Annotated in this window: 16 protein-coding genes and 1 pseudogene; 9 read left to right on the top strand and 8 right to left on the bottom strand. The window is 47.6% G+C overall.

The window, feature by feature from the left end; genetic code table 11:
- Nucleotides 1–40 precede the first annotated feature (40 nt).
- Nucleotides 41–1,427, bottom strand: a pseudogene (glmM, locus tag MUN86_RS02070) (phosphoglucosamine mutase).
- A 167-nt stretch (nt 1,428–1,594) separates the two neighbouring features.
- Here glmM and mazG point away from each other — a divergent pair.
- The 9 genes from mazG (at nt 1,595) to MUN86_RS02025 (ending at nt 9,883) form a co-directional block, all read left to right on the top strand.
- Entirely contained in the window at nt 1,595–2,434 is an 840-nt protein-coding gene (mazG, locus tag MUN86_RS02065; RefSeq protein ID WP_245121139.1) for a nucleoside triphosphate pyrophosphohydrolase, read from the top strand.
- 263 nt (nt 2,435–2,697) lie between these two features.
- The gene (locus MUN86_RS02060) at nt 2,698–3,570 is read left to right on the top strand and encodes a MotA/TolQ/ExbB proton channel family protein (protein ID WP_245121137.1); all 873 of its coding nucleotides are present in this window, start codon (nt 2,698–2,700) and stop codon (nt 3,568–3,570) included.
- Nucleotides 3,571–3,635: 65 nt separating this feature from the next.
- A complete protein-coding gene (locus MUN86_RS02055) occupies nt 3,636–4,259 on the top strand; it encodes an ExbD/TolR family protein (protein ID WP_245121135.1) in 624 nt (207 codons plus the stop codon).
- A gap of 13 nt (nt 4,260–4,272) precedes the next feature.
- Nucleotides 4,273–4,797 carry an ExbD/TolR family protein gene (locus MUN86_RS02050; protein WP_245121133.1) on the top strand — a complete coding sequence of 175 codons (525 nt, stop codon included), beginning with the start codon at nt 4,273–4,275 and terminating at the stop codon, nt 4,795–4,797.
- Complete coding sequence (locus tag MUN86_RS02045) at nt 4,794–5,621, top strand: energy transducer TonB (RefSeq protein WP_245121131.1); 828 nt, start codon at nt 4,794–4,796, stop codon at nt 5,619–5,621. The genes MUN86_RS02050 and MUN86_RS02045 overlap by 4 nt, the downstream gene beginning before the upstream one ends.
- Nucleotides 5,622–5,964: 343 nt before the next feature.
- On the top strand, nt 5,965–6,252 hold the full coding sequence (locus tag MUN86_RS02040) for a hypothetical protein (RefSeq protein WP_245121129.1): 288 nt from the start codon (nt 5,965–5,967) through the stop codon (nt 6,250–6,252).
- A gap of 101 nt (nt 6,253–6,353) precedes the next feature.
- Nucleotides 6,354–6,794 carry an energy transducer TonB gene (locus MUN86_RS02035; RefSeq protein WP_245121127.1) on the top strand — a complete coding sequence of 147 codons (441 nt, stop codon included), beginning with the start codon at nt 6,354–6,356 and terminating at the stop codon, nt 6,792–6,794.
- Nucleotides 6,795–7,262: 468 nt separating this feature from the next.
- Nucleotides 7,263–8,234: a PstS family phosphate ABC transporter substrate-binding protein gene (locus tag MUN86_RS02030; RefSeq protein ID WP_245121125.1), complete on the top strand. Its 972-nt coding sequence runs from the start codon at nt 7,263–7,265 to the stop codon at nt 8,232–8,234.
- Between the two features lie 50 nt (nt 8,235–8,284).
- Nucleotides 8,285–9,883 carry a tetratricopeptide repeat protein gene (locus MUN86_RS02025; RefSeq protein ID WP_245121123.1) on the top strand — a complete coding sequence of 533 codons (1,599 nt, stop codon included), beginning with the start codon at nt 8,285–8,287 and terminating at the stop codon, nt 9,881–9,883.
- A gap of 94 nt (nt 9,884–9,977) precedes the next feature.
- Here the strand turns inward: MUN86_RS02025 and MUN86_RS02020 are convergent, their stop codons facing one another.
- The 7 genes from MUN86_RS02020 to porG form a co-directional block, all read right to left on the bottom strand.
- Entirely contained in the window at nt 9,978–11,045 is a 1,068-nt protein-coding gene (locus MUN86_RS02020; RefSeq protein WP_245121121.1) for an RluA family pseudouridine synthase, read from the bottom strand.
- A 90-nt stretch (nt 11,046–11,135) separates the two neighbouring features.
- Nucleotides 11,136–11,819, bottom strand: coding sequence for an OmpH/Skp family outer membrane protein (locus MUN86_RS02015; RefSeq protein ID WP_245121119.1), 684 nt, complete (start codon nt 11,817–11,819; stop codon nt 11,136–11,138).
- 47 nt (nt 11,820–11,866) lie between these two features.
- Nucleotides 11,867–12,091, bottom strand: coding sequence for a hypothetical protein (locus MUN86_RS02010; RefSeq protein WP_245121117.1), 225 nt, complete (start codon nt 12,089–12,091; stop codon nt 11,867–11,869).
- Nucleotides 12,092–12,093: 2 nt separating this feature from the next.
- Nucleotides 12,094–12,546 (bottom strand): OmpH/Skp family outer membrane protein, encoded by a 453-nt coding sequence (locus MUN86_RS02005; protein ID WP_245121116.1) that lies wholly within the window; start codon nt 12,544–12,546, stop codon nt 12,094–12,096.
- A gap of 37 nt (nt 12,547–12,583) precedes the next feature.
- A complete protein-coding gene (gene bamA / locus MUN86_RS02000) occupies nt 12,584–15,118 on the bottom strand; it encodes an outer membrane protein assembly factor BamA (protein ID WP_245121114.1) in 2,535 nt (844 codons plus the stop codon).
- Between the two features lie 16 nt (nt 15,119–15,134).
- On the bottom strand, nt 15,135–15,881 hold the full coding sequence (uppS, locus tag MUN86_RS01995) for an undecaprenyl pyrophosphate synthase (protein ID WP_245121112.1): 747 nt from the start codon (nt 15,879–15,881) through the stop codon (nt 15,135–15,137).
- 70 nt (nt 15,882–15,951) lie between these two features.
- Nucleotides 15,952–16,716, bottom strand: coding sequence for a type IX secretion system protein PorG (porG, locus tag MUN86_RS01990; RefSeq protein WP_245121110.1), 765 nt, complete (start codon nt 16,714–16,716; stop codon nt 15,952–15,954).
- Nucleotides 16,717–16,746: the final 30 nt, after the last annotated feature.

Genomic DNA, 16,746 nt, shown 5'->3' with positions numbered 1-16,746 from the left:
CCAATTACTAACAAACACCCTATCGAAAACAGGTTTTACCTTATCGATTAATAATTTCTTTGATGTCGGCAATTATCTTATTTGCTAAGTGGTCGGCTGTGGCATTGGATTCCGACTCGGCATATATCCGAATAATGGGTTCGGTATTCGATTTACGCAGGTGCACCCACTCCTTATCAAACTCGATCTTCACGCCGTCGATAGTATTGACGGGATGCTTGGCGTAACGCTTCTCCATTTGCTCTAGCACCGTATCGGTGTTGATTTCTGGAGTCAGCTCGATCTTGTTTTTCGAGATGTAGTAGTTTGGGTAGCTGGCCCGTAAGCGTGTCATCGTGAGGCCGCTTTTTGCAAGATGGCTCAAGAACAGCGCGATGCCAACCAAAGAGTCGCGGCCGTAATGCAGCTCAGGGTAGATAATGCCCCGTTGCCTTCCCCACCAATGATGGCGTTAGTTTCCTTCATCTTGGTTACCACATTCACCTCTCCTACCGCGGCAGCCGCATAGCTACCTCCGTGCTTTTCGGCTACGTCGCGCAAGGCGCGGGTGCTACTGAGGTTGCTCACTGTATTGCCGCCACCGTTCTGCTGCAAAACGTAATCGGCTACCGCTACCAAGGTGTATTCCTCTCCGAACATGGTGCCGTCTTCGTTCACGAGGGCCAACCGGTCCACATCAGGGTCTACCACAATGCCGAGGTCGAATGAGCCTTTTTCTATCTTCTTGGCAATTTCACGCAAGTTTTCCGGCAGTGGCTCAGGATTGTGCGCAAAGTCACCGGTAGGCTCACAAAACAATTTTTCGATAATCTCGACGCCTAGCGCGTTCAACAGCATAGGCACAGCAAAGCCACCCGTTGAATTTACGGCATCAACCACCACTCGAAAACTCTTCGCCTTAATTGCCTCGGCGTCTACCAAAGGCAACTGCAAGATGGCGTCAATATGTTCTTGCAAGAAGGTTTCGTCGATGCTATACTGCCCGAGCTTCATCACGGGCGCAAAAGTGAAGGCCTCAGAATCACCAAGCGCTAATACCTGCTGCCCGTCCGCATCCGAGATAAACTCACCGGAGCTATTGAGTAATTTGAGTGCATTCCACTGCTTCGGATTGTGCGAAGCTGTTAAAATGATGCCGCCGCCGGCTCTTTTGGCCGGAACAGCCATTTCAACAGTGGGCGTTGTGCTCAGCCCCAAATCAATTACATTGATGCCTAATCCCTGTAAGGTGGCGGCCACCAATTTGCTTATCATCTCCCCGGAAATACGCGCGTCACGCCCAATTACGATGGTGTTGTTCTGCGTTGTATCAAGTACCCATGTTCCAAAGGCCGCCGTATACTTTACTACGTCGAGGGGGTAAGGCCTTCGCCCGCTGCCCCGCCAATAGTACCTCGAATACCAGAAATTGATTTTATGAGTGCCACAGGCTGATTCTTTAAATAGGTGCGCAAAAGTAGACAAACGCCCCTGCTTTCGCTACCGTAGAGCTACTATTCGCGTTTCTATTACACGTAAAAATGTTGCATGTTGTCTACTCGAGAGTGCTACAGCGCAATAGTGCCATGCAAGTGAGAATTGTATCTTTGAGTATATGGAATATAACTCCCCCAACCGCCGTCCGGCTCAATTAGCCGCTTTTGGCCGCTTACTCGACGTTTTGGAGCGCTTGCGTGCTGAGTGCCCTTGGGACCGTAAACAAACCCTGCAGACTCTGCGCCACCTCACTATCGAGGAAACCTATGAATTGAGCGATGCCATTATTCGCGACGACCTAAATGATGTAAAGAAAGAGCTTGGTGACGTCTTTTTGCATTTAATTTTCTACGCCAAAATTGCTTCGGAAACAGGTCATTTTGATGTAGCTGATGTGCTAAATGCGCAATGTGAAAAGCTTATTTTCCGCCATCCTCACATCTACGGCGACGCTCAAGCTGATACCGAGGACGACGTGAAGCGTAATTGGGAGCAATTAAAACTGAAAGAAAAAGGCAACACGTCAGTACTTGGTGGCGTACCTACTTCACTACCCGCTCTTGTGAAGGCTATGCGCATTCAAGAAAAAGCGCGCGGTGCAGGATTTGATTGGGAAAAATCTGATCAAGTCTGGAATAAAGTGCAAGAGGAACTAGGAGAGTTTGAAGCTGAATTCGCTCATACCGATCCATCTTCAATCAATCAGGAGCGGGCAACCGCTGAATTTGGCGACTTATTATTTTCGCTTATCAACTTTGCCCGCCATGCTGGCATTAACCCTGAAGAAGCCCTCGAACGCACTAATCAAAAATTTATTTATCGATTCCAATATCTTGAGTCAGAGGCTGCCAGAGACGGTCACCGATTGCAAGACCTGAGTTTAACCCAGATGGATGTATATTGGGAACAGGCAAAAAAATCTAACTTGATTTCTACTTCACCAGCAAACAAAAAGTAGCTTTTTTTAAGTCTTGATTGGTTTTAGGGCGTTTAAACCCCGATTTCATTTGGCGGCACTGAGGTTTTTACTTAGGTTTGCCAAGGATCGACTGATTCAGGTAGGGGCTCCGCACACAATTAAACCCATGTTTAATGCTTTTGGCATACTACAAACATGCAGGTGAGCGGGGCCGCTGCTGTCTTAACGTCTTCCTTTCGTTCATTTACCCCTTTCAACACCAGTTTACCTTTCACCACCAACTCCCTTAACACTCCGGAACAATGGAACAAAAGAATGCCACAAACAAGAACGTGCGGCCTGCCGCTCCTGCCGCCGCACCAGGTGAGGCCAAAGGCGGTTCCGCGTTTGCCGCCATCGTTATTCCGCTGGCAATCATTGTTAGCATCGTCATTTACATCTTTGTATTGGGCAACGGAGGTAACTTCGTAGGTGGTAATAATGCTAACGCTGCATTGCCTGGCAACTACCTGGGCATTGTATACAAAGGCGGCCCTATCGTACCTATTCTGATGTCGCTTTTCCTGTTGGTAATTACGTTCTCAATCGAGCGTTTCTTGACCATCAGCAAAGCTAAAGGCAGCAAGAGCATCGAAAGCTTCGTGCGCACTATCCGTCAGAAACTGAACGTGAATGACATCACGGGCGCTATCGCTACTTGCGACCAGCAGAAAGGCTCTGTGGCTAACGTAGTGAAGTCGGGCTTGCTGAAGTACCAAGAAATGGCGCGTGAGCGCGGCTTAGACAAAGACCAAAAGGTATTGGCTATTCAAAAGGAAATCGAAGAGTCGACTGCTTTGGAATTGCCTATGCTGGAAAAGAACTTGGTTATCATCTCGACCATTGCCTCAGTATCAACGCTGGTAGGTCTGCTCGGTACAGTATTCGGTATGATCAAGGCCTTCTCGGCACTTGCTCAAGCTGGTAGCCCTGACGCCGTAGCACTGGCAGAAGGTATTTCGGAAGCTCTGATCAACACGGCTATCGGTATTGCTGGTTCAGCTCTGGCTATCATTGCCTACAACTTCTTCACTAGCAAAATTGACGAGCTGACCTATAGCATCGACGAAGCTGGCTTCAGCATTATTCAGACTTTCGCTTCGCAGCACGGCGAAAAGGAAACTTACACGGCCTAAGTTGCGGTTCACGCAATAAGGAGCTACAAGTTTCGTTTTCTGAATATTCTTAAACTATCCAGCACATGCCTAAAGTAAAGCCCCATAGAACCAATCCTTCGCTGGACATGACTCCAATGGTGGATTTGGCCTTCCTGCTGGTGACGTTTTTCATGCTCACCACCAAGTTTGCTGCCGAGGAAGTGGTGGTAGTTGATACCCCCTCTTCTACTTCGGAAATCAAGCTGCCGGAAAGCAACATCATCCGTTTGCTCGTCGATAAAGACAAGCGTGTTTTCTTCGGTTTTGAAAGCGACAAAGCGAAAGGCTTATTGCTCGACAAAATCGCTGCTAAGTACGGTGTTTCCTTCAACGAGAAGCAGAAGAAAAACTTTGGCAACTTGAACTCTTTTGGCGTACCAGTGCAGCAGCTAGGCTCTTTGCTTAGCATGAGCACCGAGCAGCGCAAAAAAGTTAATCAGGGTGGTATTCCGATTGATTCACTCAACAACCAAATGATTGATTGGGTGATGGAAGCTCGGAAAGCCAACCAGGAAGCTATTGGCAAACCAACGTTCATTGCTATCAAAGGAGATAACAATGCCGACGTGGCGACAGTGAAAAAGGTCATCCAGATTCTGCAGGATAAGAACATTAACCGTTTCAACCTTATCACCGACCTGGAGAACAAGCCGGTGGTGTCACGCTAATTCCCGCTAAGCCATGGCAGAAATACAACAGAACTCCGGCGGGGGTGGAAAAGGTGGAAAGAAGCGGGCCAAGAAAATGTCGACTCGTATCGACATGACCCCTATGGTGGACTTGGCCTTCCTGCTTTTAACCTTCTTCATCCTAACCGCCTCGTTCAATAAGCCGAACGTGATGCAGCTCACGATGCCGGTTAAAGAAAAGAACCCCGAGGAGCAGACAGTACTGAAAGCTTCAGATGCCTTCACTATCGTGATGGGCGAAAAAGACAAGTTGTACTACTATGAGGGTCTGCTGGATGAGAATGTGAAGCCAGAACTAAAGGTTTCCGATTATTCAGCTGACGGTATCCGGAAAGTGTTGTTGGCGCGGCAGCGGAAAAACCCGAAGACGGTAATTCTGATCAAGCCTGATGACAAGTCTAACTATAAGAACATGGTGGACATCTTGGACGAGATGAACATAACCAACCAGACTAAATATGCGTTGGTAGACGTGTCAAAAGCAGATGAAGATTTAATTAAAAAATCTGGGCTATGATGGATAACACCCAACTAGGGCGGGCTTCCCTCAACGATATTGTTTTCGAAGGCCGTAACAAAGCCTACGGAGCCTATGTGTTGCGGCGCTTGTATTCCAAGCACGTCACCCGCGCCCTTCTCATCGCCATTGCCGTCTTTGCCTTACTCGTGAGCTTCCCGCTGATTGCGCGGTTGTTCCGCGACGAGACTGTGGTAGAGGACGACAAGATGTTGAAGGAGAACGTTCTGATGGATGCTCCTCCATTGGACGAAACGAAACCACCACCACCCCCGCCGCCACCAGAGGCGCCACCACCACCACCGCCGAAACTCTCTACCATTAAGTTCACTCCTCCCGTTGTAAAGAAGGACGAGGAAGTGAAAAAGGTAGAAGAGATTCCAGATCAGAAGGAACTGGAGGATAAAGTGGTTGCTGCCAAAACTGTGGAAGGCAATACCGACAACCCAATGGACCTAAATGGTTTAGAAGGTGAAGGTACCAAGGTGGTAGAGGAAGTAGTAGAGCAGAAGGTTTATCAGTACGTGGAACAGATGCCCGTATTCCCTGGTGGACAAGAAGCTTTGCTAGCCGCTATCCAGAAAGGCGCTACTTATCCAGCGCTGGCTCTCCGTAACCAGATTGAAGGCAAAGTCTTCATCTCTTTTGTGGTAGGCCCAGACGGTGCAGTAACAGATGTGAAGGTTCAAAAAGGTATCGGTGGTGGCTGCGACGAATCAGCAGTTGCTTCGGTTAAGAAACTTCCTAAGTTCTCTCCTGGTAAGCAAAACGGTCGGGCAGTAAGTGTATCTTACACAGTGCCTGTAACTTTCGCTATCAAGTAAGTTTAGAGAGGTTATCAGTTTATTCTGATGCACAAACAAAAACCCGCTTTTGGCCTTGGCTGAAAGCGGGTTTTTTGTTTGTGCTATTCTGCTAAGCAACAGGCTGCCTTACATCCTTATGCTTCTATTCACTATCAAGAAGAATTGTCTTACGCAGGAGCAAGCGGTAGCTTAAAAGCAGATAAAAATTTATTATAAAATATTTAGCTGCTTGCATACTATGATAAATATACGCCTCGTTATGAATTTGAAAGCCAGGCGGTAGCGCATGTAGGTTGAGTGGAGATAGCCAGGTTTGGGTAATATAAAATATGTATCCGTTTCACCTTAACTTATATCTTCCATGACCATGCCCGACCTAAGCACCGCAACACTCAATGACATCGTCTTTGAGGGCCGAAACAAATTATACGGAGCCTATGTGCTTCGCCAGCTCTACGAACGTCATTTAGTTAGAGCCCTAGCCATTGCTGTTTCGTTGACCTTATTATTAGTGGCTTCGCCTTTCGTGAAAGAATGGTTATTTCCTACGCTTATAGAAGCAGTGGCTCCTACGCCTGATCTAACTCAAATCATTGATATATTACCTCCCCTACTATTGTTAAACCAGAGCCAGCAGGAGGTCGCGTAAAGCCCGTAGCACCTATTGTTCGCCCACCAGCTACAACAGCGCCAAAAGTAGTAGATGATAACTTAGTAAAACCTGATGTAAAGCCTGTTGAGCCTACAATAATGACACCGGATCTTGCCATTGATGCTGATCCTGGAGTGATTGGCAACGAAGGCGGAACCTCTACAACTGCTGGTCCGGCTGGTAGTGATACAGCTGGAAGTACAACGAAGGCTCCCCCTGCTCCTACCATTTTCCTGACGGCGGAGATAATGCCTGAGTTCTTAGGTGGACAGGAAGCGTTACAACGCTACATGCAGAAAAACCTCCGGTACCCTTCGTTGGCTTTGCGCAACAACATAGAAGGCAAGGTTTACATTTCTTTCACTGTAATGGCTGATGGCTCCGTGGCAGATGTGCAGGTGCTGAAAGGCCTAGGATACGGCACCGATGAGGAAGCTGCACGCGTAGTGAGGAATATGCCGGCCTGGAAACCCGGCCAGCAGAATAAGCACGCTGTATCAGTACGCTATACAATGCCCATTACTTTCCGCTACGAATAATTGGTTTAGCCTATTCTATAAGACGCTAAAGTCTAGTTAGTTAAGCAAATACTACAATTCAGAAAGGCGGAAAAGCACTTGATTTATGTGAAATCAAGTGCTTTTCCGCCTTTCTTGTAGCAATAACATAGTCTTGGTTGCGTTTTGGCGAACCTGAGGCCAAGAACTTTGTGTTAATACACTGTACACATTTTTCTTTAGTTGCTGCCACCAACTTTATGACAAACCGCCTCACCACCGAAGAACGTTTGAGTGCTCGAACTGGCTCGAAAAGCATGATGCGCTATTTCTTTCTGTTCATGACACTCACCTATATTGGCCTAGGAATATATTTTTGGCTAGCTCCTCTAACGGCATTGAACCTATCTCAGTCAAACCGGCGTATCTTAGGAGGTATATTGGTATTCTACGGAATTATTAGATTTGTCCGTACTTACCAGCAATACTTCCGCGGCTCTGCTTCTCAACATGAATAGACTTTCTTTTTTCTCACGTCTTTTTTCAGTTGGCGCAACCCTTTGCGGTTTGCTCCTGATGACAGCCTGCAACCGGAATCCAGACAATGCTGGTCCCGATGATGATACTTCTACCACTGGTCGGATCAACATCAGTGTAGATGAAACGTTTGCGCCAATCCTAAAGTCGCACATCGATACATTTCAGCAGTTATATGTGTATGCTCACGTAACGGCTGCTTACAAGCCTGAAGACTACGTAGCGCAGGATATCTTAACTGATAAGGTGCGAGCTGTAGTGCTAGCTCGACAGCTCAATGACAACGAAAAAAGCGTATTGGAAAAGCAAAAGCTTATCCCACGTACTACGCACATTGCTACAGATGGCTTAGCTATTATCTTGCATCCATCTAATCCGGACTCGCTGCTGACTATGGCGCAGCTTAGTGCCATCTTCTCTGGGCAACAAGCCGATTGGAAGCAGGTCAGTGGCAAAAGCAAATTAGGCCCGATTGATGTAGTTTTTGATGCCAACCGGTCTAGTACAACTCGTTACGTACAAGACTCGATTACGCGAGGAGCTCCCTTGTCTAAGCGGGTGTTTGCGGCAAAATCGAACCCAGCGCTACTAGATTACGTTGCAACTCATCCAAACGCTATTGGCATAGTTGGAGCCAACTGGATTAGCGACCGGGATGATGCTGCCGTACAGCGTTTTTTAAAACGGGTACGGATAGCAAGTATCAGCTCAGAAGCCAACCCTAAGTCGGTTGACGACTATTACCAGCCTTTTCAGGCATACTTGGCGCTAAAAAAGTATCCTTTGCGCCGCGAAGTTTATATTATCAGCCGTGAAGGCAGAGCGGGGCTTGGCACCGGTTTTGCATCCTTCATAGCAGGAACTAAGGGACAACTGATTGTTTTGAAATCAGGTTTGATGCCTGCCACCGGACAAACCCGAATCGTGAATACTTCGAAAAAGTAAGTCTGGTCTTTTCACTTAAACACACCTCTTTTCCACTAAACCCATTACCCATGAACTTCAAGCCCTGGAATATCTCGTTCCTCGTTGCCTTGTCGGTTTCCGGCTCTGCCGCTTTCGCTCAGACTCCTCAGAAAGCTATTGAATTAGAGCGTTACAGCGAAGCCCGGGCCGCGCTCTTAAAGCAAGGTCAGTCTCCTGAAGCTTTGTACGAATTAGGTCGCCTTTACCAAAAGCGCGAGATGCCTGACTCGGCTGCTTTTTATTTCAGCAAAGTTCCGCTCGATCCAAAAAACCCCATGACTATGGTGGCGGCTGGACGAGCAGCATTGGCACAAGGCAAGCCTGCTGATGCCCAAATCCAGTTTGATAACGCTGTAAAGGCTAGCAAGAAGAAAGACCCCAAGGTCTATGCTATGATTGCTCAAGCCTACGGTGAATCCAACATCAAAAATGATAACGCCAAGGCCTTGTCATATGTGCAAGAAGCTGAGAAGCTAAGCAAAGGCAAAGACAACCCCGAGCTGATGATTGCTCGTGGTGATATTTATGCACAGTCAGAACAAGGTGGTGGCGAGGCAATGAACAGCTACGAGCGTGCTCTTTTGGCTGATCCAAATAGCGCTTTGGCGAACTTCCGTAAAGGCGAACTTAACGTTCGGGCACGTAACTACAACGATGCTCGTGCTTCTTTTGAAAAGGCAATTCAGCTGGATCCCAACTATGCTCCTGCTTACAACGCATTGGCCGAGACCTACTTTTTCGCTGGTAAGTACGATGAGGCGTTAGCAACCTTCCAGAAGTACCAGGGCGTAGCTGAAAAGTCGCCAGGTACGGATGCTAAGTATGCTTCGTTCTTGTTCCTGACCAAGAAGTATCCAGAGGCTCAAGCCGAAGTGGAGAAAGTATTGGCTCGCGACCCTAAGAATGTAACAATGAACCGCCTCTTGGCTTATTCGTTGTTCGAGAATGCCAAGTATCCAGAGGCGTTAGCGGCTATGGAAAACTACATGAAGCTCCAGCCAGCTGATAAGCTTATTACCGAAGACTATGTTTACTACGGTAAGATCCTGTCGAAAAACGGCCGTGCTCAGGAAGGTGAAGCACAGATCAAGAGTGCTATTGCCAAAGACCCTAAGAAAGCAGCTGAACTGCAAGGTGAGTTGGCACAGAGCTATATGCTAGGCAAGAACTACCCAGCAGCTATTGCCGCTTATAAGGAGATCATGAAAGCATCTCCTACTCCTGCTCTGACTGACCAGTTCCGCTTAGCTACGGCTTTCCAAGGCAACAAGCAATACACGCAAGCAGACAGCCTGTACAACATCATCTTGACAGCCCGTCCTACATACGCCCCGGGTTACTTGATGCGTGCCAAGGTCAACTCCCTCTTGGACCCCGACTCCAAGCAGGGTCTGGCGAAACCTTACTACGAGAAGTATGTAGAATTAGCAAAAGCTGACCCTGCTAAAAACAAAGAGGGGCTAGCAGAAGCCAATGAGTACTTAGGTTACTACTACTACGCTAAAGGCGAGAAGACTACTGCTGCTCCTTATTACGAGCAAGTACTGGCCTTAGACCCAAGCAATTCGAATGCTAAAAAAGTAATTGATTCGATGCGGCCTACTAAGGCAGCGCCAAAGAAGAAATAGCTTTTGCAACCACTGAAAAAGCCCGCAACCTAGGTTGCGGGCTTTTTTTATGCACCACTATATTCAGGGGTCCAAGTTGAATCAAAAGGTAAGTTTATTCGGCATACTGCTCCCAATGAGCCAGCACGGCTGCGAAGTCTGCGGGGAGTTCCACCTCAAACTGCATTTGAGCGCTTGTTACAGGATGGACAAAGCCTAATGATTTTGCATGCAAGGCTTGACGAGGTATCAATTCAAATGCTTTATCTACAAAAGCCTTGTACGCACCCGTACGCTGCCCATAAAGCACCTTATTTCCGCCATAAGTAGCATCTGAGAACAGCGGGTGACCAATGTGCTTCATATGCACCCGAATCTGGTGTGTACGGCCGGTTTCGAGGTTGCATTGCACTAAGGCTACATGCCCAAATGTGCGCAGTACCTTGTAGTGTGTAACAGCTGATTTGCCCTGCTCGCTATCGAGCGGATACACAGCTTGTACCTTTCGGTCTTTTACACTGCGTCCAATGTTGCTACGTATTGTGCCTTGTGCTTCTTTGGGTATGCCCCAAACCAGTGCCAAGTACGTTCGCTCAATGGTATGATAGAAAAACTGCTGCGAGAGGTGCGTCATAGCAAACTCAGTCTTTCCGATAACCAGCAGCCCCGACGTGTCCTTGTCGATCCGGTGCACGAGACCAGGCCGTATCTCGCCGTTACGGCCAGTGGGCAGGTTGTTGAGATGATGCGTCAGGCCATTTACTAATGTACCATGCCAGTTACCGTATGCCGGATGCACTACCATACCGGCAGGCTTGTTCACCATCAATAGCGCCTCATCTTCGTAGCGAATATCGAGGTCCATTGGCTCAGGCAACACCCGATAATCAATGGGTGGCTCGGGCAGGGTAATTGTGATCGTGTCGCCGGGCTTGATGCGGTAGCTAGACTTCACCGGCCGCTCATTCACTTGTACTGCCTCAGCCAGAATAGCATTCTGTATCTTGGTGCGGGACGTATGCGGCAGTTGGCGCAACAGATATTTATCAAGCCGCAGCAAATCCTGCTTACGGCTTACTACTATGCGATGGTGCTCGTAAAGCTCATCTCCTATTTCTGCCTCGTCATCTTCAGGCGGAGTAAGAGGCAGCAGTTCATCGTCTGATGAGTCGATCTGAGTCATACAAAATCTCAGGTATAGTGGCTAAAAACAAAAAAGCCGAAGCGCAAAGCTCCGGCTTTTTTTAAACAGTGGTAAGCACGCTCTAAAGAGTTACTTTTTGGATTTAGTTTTTGTCTTGCTTGGAGATGCAGCAGATGTTGAAGTTGGAGTAGCAGTAACACCAGCCTTTGGAGCAGAAGCAACTGGAGCAGCACCTGGGGTTACACCCATTTTCTTCAAGATGAGGTCAGAAATATCCCCCTCTTTCGGGCCGTGCAACAATACTGGGCTAGCACCGTCAGAGTTTAATACATAGGTGTAGCCGTTTTCAACCGATACAGCGTCAATAGTTTTCTGCAGTTTGTCTAGTGCAGGCTTCAGTAAGGTTTGCTGCTTTTGCTGTAGGTTTTGGTCGGCAGAACGCTGAAACTCTTGAATGGACTGCTGCATAGTAGTCAATTCCTTTTCCTTGTCGGCTTTTACTACGTCGGTCATCGTAGCAGCGCCTTTCTGATAAGCTTCAGCTTTAGTCTGGTATTCAGCATACTTGCTCTTCAACTGATTTTCCAACTGCGTGCTGTACGCTTTCAAATCAGTTTCAATTTGCCGACTCTCGGGCATCTGGCTTAGCACGTATTCCACGCTCGTGTAGCCAATCTTCAGCGGACCACTTGGGGCAGTGGTCGTCGGAGCTGGGGTTGCCGCTGCAGCAGTGGTGGGAGCCTGTGCTAACGCAACTGAAGCCGACGTAAGAGTAAGGGCGGCCGCAGCCAACACAACGCGGAACATGTTCATACTGGTCATTGAAAAGGGAAACGTCTAGGAAGGTTTATGTTGCAAAGTTAATTCTTTCGGCTTGCCGGGCGTGCGGCCGGTTTCCGAGTAGCTGGTGTAGTGGCACCAGCCTTGTCTTCATCAGCTTGAGGCTCATCACCAGCCGGCGTCTTGGGTACGGATACCGACTTGACACTGCCTTTTTGTGCAGTTTGGTTCTTATCCTCAGATGCTAAACCCAATTCTTCCAATACAAATTCCGTATAGTCGTGTACTGGGTTGGTATAAAGCATAGTTAGATCCCCGACTTGTCGAAAATGATAGCTAACTGCTTTTTCTTAGCAACTTTCTCAACAGCCTCAAACACCCGATCCTGTACTGGCTTGGTTAACTCTTGACGCTTTTTAAACAGTTGCCCTTCGTAACCAAAGATTTTGTTCTGGTAGGCTTTTACATCCTGCTCTTTTTTCAGGATTTCGTCTTGCCGTTTCTTCTTCATAGGCTCCGTTAGCAGAACCTCCTCGGCTTGATAGGTGCGGTACAACTTATCGAGGTCCTTTTTTTGAGCCTCAATATCCTTCTGCCAGTTCTGCGACAAGTTGTTTATCTCCGTTTGAGCTTGCGCATACTCTGGCATCTTACCCATGATAAACTCGGAATCTATGTACCCAAACTTCTGGGCGCTAGCCGAGCCGACAGTAATCAAAAGCACTAGCAAAGATGCCAGAGCAGCGAACGTTTTCTTCATAGCAGCAAGTGATAAAGCCGACCGGCGCCTCCTGCACTTAGCGGATTTGCTGGCCAATGATGAAGTGGAATTGATTGCGGTCCTGAGCAGTGCCTGCATTGCCCGCGCTACGAGGAATTGCATCGAATGCTCGACCGAAGTCAAATCCTAGCAAACCAAATGCCGACATGAAAATACGAGCTCCAACACCAGCGGAACGGTACAGTTTGTAAGGGCTGTAGTTCGTGTAGTTATCGAAGGCGTTACCCGCTTCCGCAAAGCTTAGAATATAGACCGTCGCGGCTGGGTTCAATGATACCGGATAACGCAGTTCCATCACGTACTTATTATAAACGGCACCACCGTTTTGTTCTGTTCGCGCTGTAGGTATAGAATTTTGGTCTCCAGGGTCAGCATATCCACGCAAGCCTATGTATTCAGTTCCAACTAAGAAATTCTGGCTACCACCAGCCCCTAAACCAGATCCACCAAGCTTAAACCGTTCGAAAGGTCCGATTTGGTTGCTGCTTTTATAAGTACCAATAAATCCGAAGTGCGCCCTCGTATTAAGTACCAACTTGCCTACAATAGGTGTAAACCAGGACGCGTCAAACATCCATTTATGGAATTCAACCCATTCACTTGTGTTTAGAGGCGCGCCAGTTTTAAACACTGAGTAAGGGGGTGTCAAGTTTACACTCAACGATAATGAAGATCCTCTTCTTGTGAATGTAGGATTATCAATGCTGTTGCGAGACAGCGTAGTATTCAGTGTTATGTTAGTGGCGGTTCCGTTCCGAAAATTCTGAAAATAAGGATAATCCTTTACTATATACTGCGTAGCAGATAATGAATTACTCAGTGTAAAGTAATCATCTGGCCAGCGTAAGCGTCGACCTAAGCTAATAGACGCACTATTGCTTTTAAGATAGCCGCCATTACTGATATCAAAGCTGTTACTACCGTAACCACGGCTAATGGTTTTATTCAAACTAAAAGAGAATGAATTAGGCTTGCGGCCACCAAGCCACGGCTCAGTGAACGAGAACGAATACGCTTGGTATTGCAGACCGTTAGCTTGGACGTTCAGTGCTATGCGCTGTCCGTCGCCAGCTGGTACTGGCGTCCAGTTGCGGAAGTCCTTGGCTTTGCGCAACGAGAAGTTATTGAACACAAGGCCTACTGTACCTATAAAACCTGCATAACCACCCCAGCCACCCGAGAGAGTAATCTGGTCGGAAGGTTTTTCTACTACAGTATAGTTGATATCAACTGTGCCGTCTGCCTGGTTAGGCACTGGATTAATGCCTACTTTCTCGGGGTCGAAATAACCCAAAGTGGATATTTCTCGCTGTGAACGGATAAGCAACTCGCGGTTGAACTTATCACCAGGCAGGGTCCGTAACTCTCGACGTAACACGTGGTCAGTAGTCTTGGTGTTACCTGCAATGTTCACCTCCTTGATTCGAGCTTGCACCCCTTCTGTGATGCGCATCTCGATATCAATAGAGTCGCCTTCCACTTTAGTTTCTACTGGATCGATAGAGAAGAAGAGGTACCCATCGTTCATATAAAGCGACGTGATATCCTGGCCTGTTGGGTTATAATTGAGGCGCTTATCCAGCGTTTCCTTACTGTACACGCTTCCTTCCTTGATACCGAGTACCGAAGCAAGCGTTTTGTCATCGTACAGATAATTGCCAGCCCATGTGATGTTGCGGAAGTAGTATTTGGGGCCTTCATCCAACCGGATGCGTAAAGCTAAATTTTCCCCGTTCCGAATAAGTGAATCCGATACTACCACTGCGTCGCGGTAGCCCTGCGAATTGTAGAATTCGATAAGTTTTTCTTTATCTGCCTCAAATTCTACCCGTTGAAACTTTCCAGAATTCAAGAATTTGGGGAATTTCTTCTCCTTTGTCTTCTTGAATTTACCTTTCAGCTTGCTGTCCTTAAAAGCTTCGTTGCCTTCGAAGGCAATTTCCCGGATCTTGCTTTTGCCGCCTTTATCAACATTGATTTTCAACACTACGCTGTTCGACAAGCTAGAGTCAGGAACCTGCGTGATGTTTACTTTGGCATCTAAGAAGCCCTTGTTGGTGTAAAACTTCCGTACCTGAGTGCTCGTATTACTCAACAGAGCATCTGTCACTACTTTGCCTCGGATCAGCTTAATCTTGTTTTTAAGATCATCTGCCTGACTCTTACCAATACCTGTAAACTCAAATTTTGATAGTCGAGGACGCTCTTTGAGATTGAAATCAAGAAAAATACGGTTGCCATCGATGCGCGTGATAGAAACACTTACATCCCCCAGTATCCCTTGTTCCCATACTTTACGGATTGCCTTTCCTATTTCTTCGCCAGGCACTGAAATAGGGTCACCTACTCGGAGACCGGTTAAGCCAATTAGGGTATTAGTATCTAGGTAGCGGGCACCACTAACAGTGATACCTCCTAGTTCATAACGCTTGGGCTCGTCGCCAGCCGCAGCTGGAGCAGCTGTTTGAGCCATTCCAGTTAGGGGCGCTACTACACCTAGAGTAAGAACAATGGCCGCTACTCGACCTAGTGTGTTCAAAAATAAATTCATTCTGCTATTGAAAACCTTACGAAACGGTTAGCTGCTCACTCGTTTTCCCAAAACGCCGCTCACGGCGCTGGTACGCCTGCACAGCCTCTTCAAAATGAGCCCGACGGAAATCAGGCCACAATAGATCAGTGATATACAGTTCAGTATATGCCAGTTGCCACAGCAAAAAGTTGCTGATGCGTTGTTCGCCGCTAGTCCGAATTAGTAACTCTGGATCGGGCATACCCGCCGTAGTTAGATACTTGGCAATAGTGCTTTCCTGAACTTCCTCGGCACGCAGTTGTCCAGCAGCTACGTCGGCAGCCATGCGCTGGGCAGCTTGCGTTAAGTCCCAACGGCCGCTATAGCTAAGCGCTAGTACTAACGTCATCCGGGAACCGCCTTTGGTTAGTTCCATTGCTTCCGCTAGTTCACGCTGACAAGAGTTCGGCAAGCTTTCGGTTTGACCTATAGCTTGTAAACGAATACTATTCTTTAATAGTGTAGGAGTCTCTTTCCGAATAGTGTGTACCAGCAACTGCATCAATGCTGTCACCTCATGCGCCGGCCTCGACCAGTTCTCGGTAGAGAAAGCATAGAGCGTGAGGTAGCGTACCCCCATTTCGGCGGCAACTTCTACAGTTTCGCGTACGGCAGTAATGGCACTCTGGTGCCCGAAGATGCGGAGGCCGCCCTTCTGCTTGGCCCAGCGGCCATTACCATCCATAATCACGGCAACGTGAGCAGGAATATTCTTTGGGTCAATTTCGGACCGAACGGGCATGGATACTTTTTGCGTAAAGAGGCTGCAAGTTACGCAAATGGTTGCATTCCAACCTGTCCAATCCGGCTAACTACCGAAGGAGCTTAGGATTCTCCTTGTACTGAGGTGGGCAGTTTATCTTGTAAAAGGTATAGGATATAGTAAATCCGTTAAAAAAATACCAGTCCTGATCGTGCGGATTGCCTACAACATCCGTCTGCCCACTAGTCTTTCCATCAATATGATCGAGCTTATCAGTAAACGCTTTACGCGCGCCAGCTTCAAGCCCCAAGTTCCAACGATTAGACAAAGCATATTTAAAGCCAAAGCCCGCTGGCACTGCTACCCCAAGCATGTTTCCCTTCTGGTTGAGAGCAGGTAAAGCACCATTATTAGAAGCAGTTGTGGTGCTAGCTAGAAATCCAGCTAGTCCAACAAAGACATACGGAGTGAAATGGATTTTCGCTTTGCGATAATGATAATCGAAAAAGTTATACTCCAATACCGCTGAGGCCTCGTATAGACTGCCTTTCACGTTGGCCTGGCGATATGCCTGCAGCGGAGGCACATTTCCATTCTCCCCCTTCACATTACCATCATCAGCTCTCAGCAATCCTGCCAAGAGGGCCCCACGCAACGTGATAGGCGCAGAAATATCTCTGCGATAAAATGCTGTAATAGCCGGACGATTATTCTTGAACTGATAGCTCGGGGATAATTCACCTTTGTACACAAGTCCACCCAACCCTACCCCAATTTCACTGGTGTATTGGGCTGACACTGAATGGGCAAAAAAAACACTCCCTGTTTGCACCAAGCAAACAAGGAGTGTTTTGGAGAGATTCGCTTTCGTCATTATACTGGTTGTGAATGAATGCCAACCAGC

The sequence above is a fragment of the Hymenobacter volaticus genome, from assembly GCF_022921055.1.
Lineage (GTDB): Bacteria > Bacteroidota > Bacteroidia > Cytophagales > Hymenobacteraceae > Hymenobacter > Hymenobacter volaticus.
Note: the sequence above shows the minus strand (reverse complement) of the source record. Positions and strands in the feature narration are given on the sequence as shown.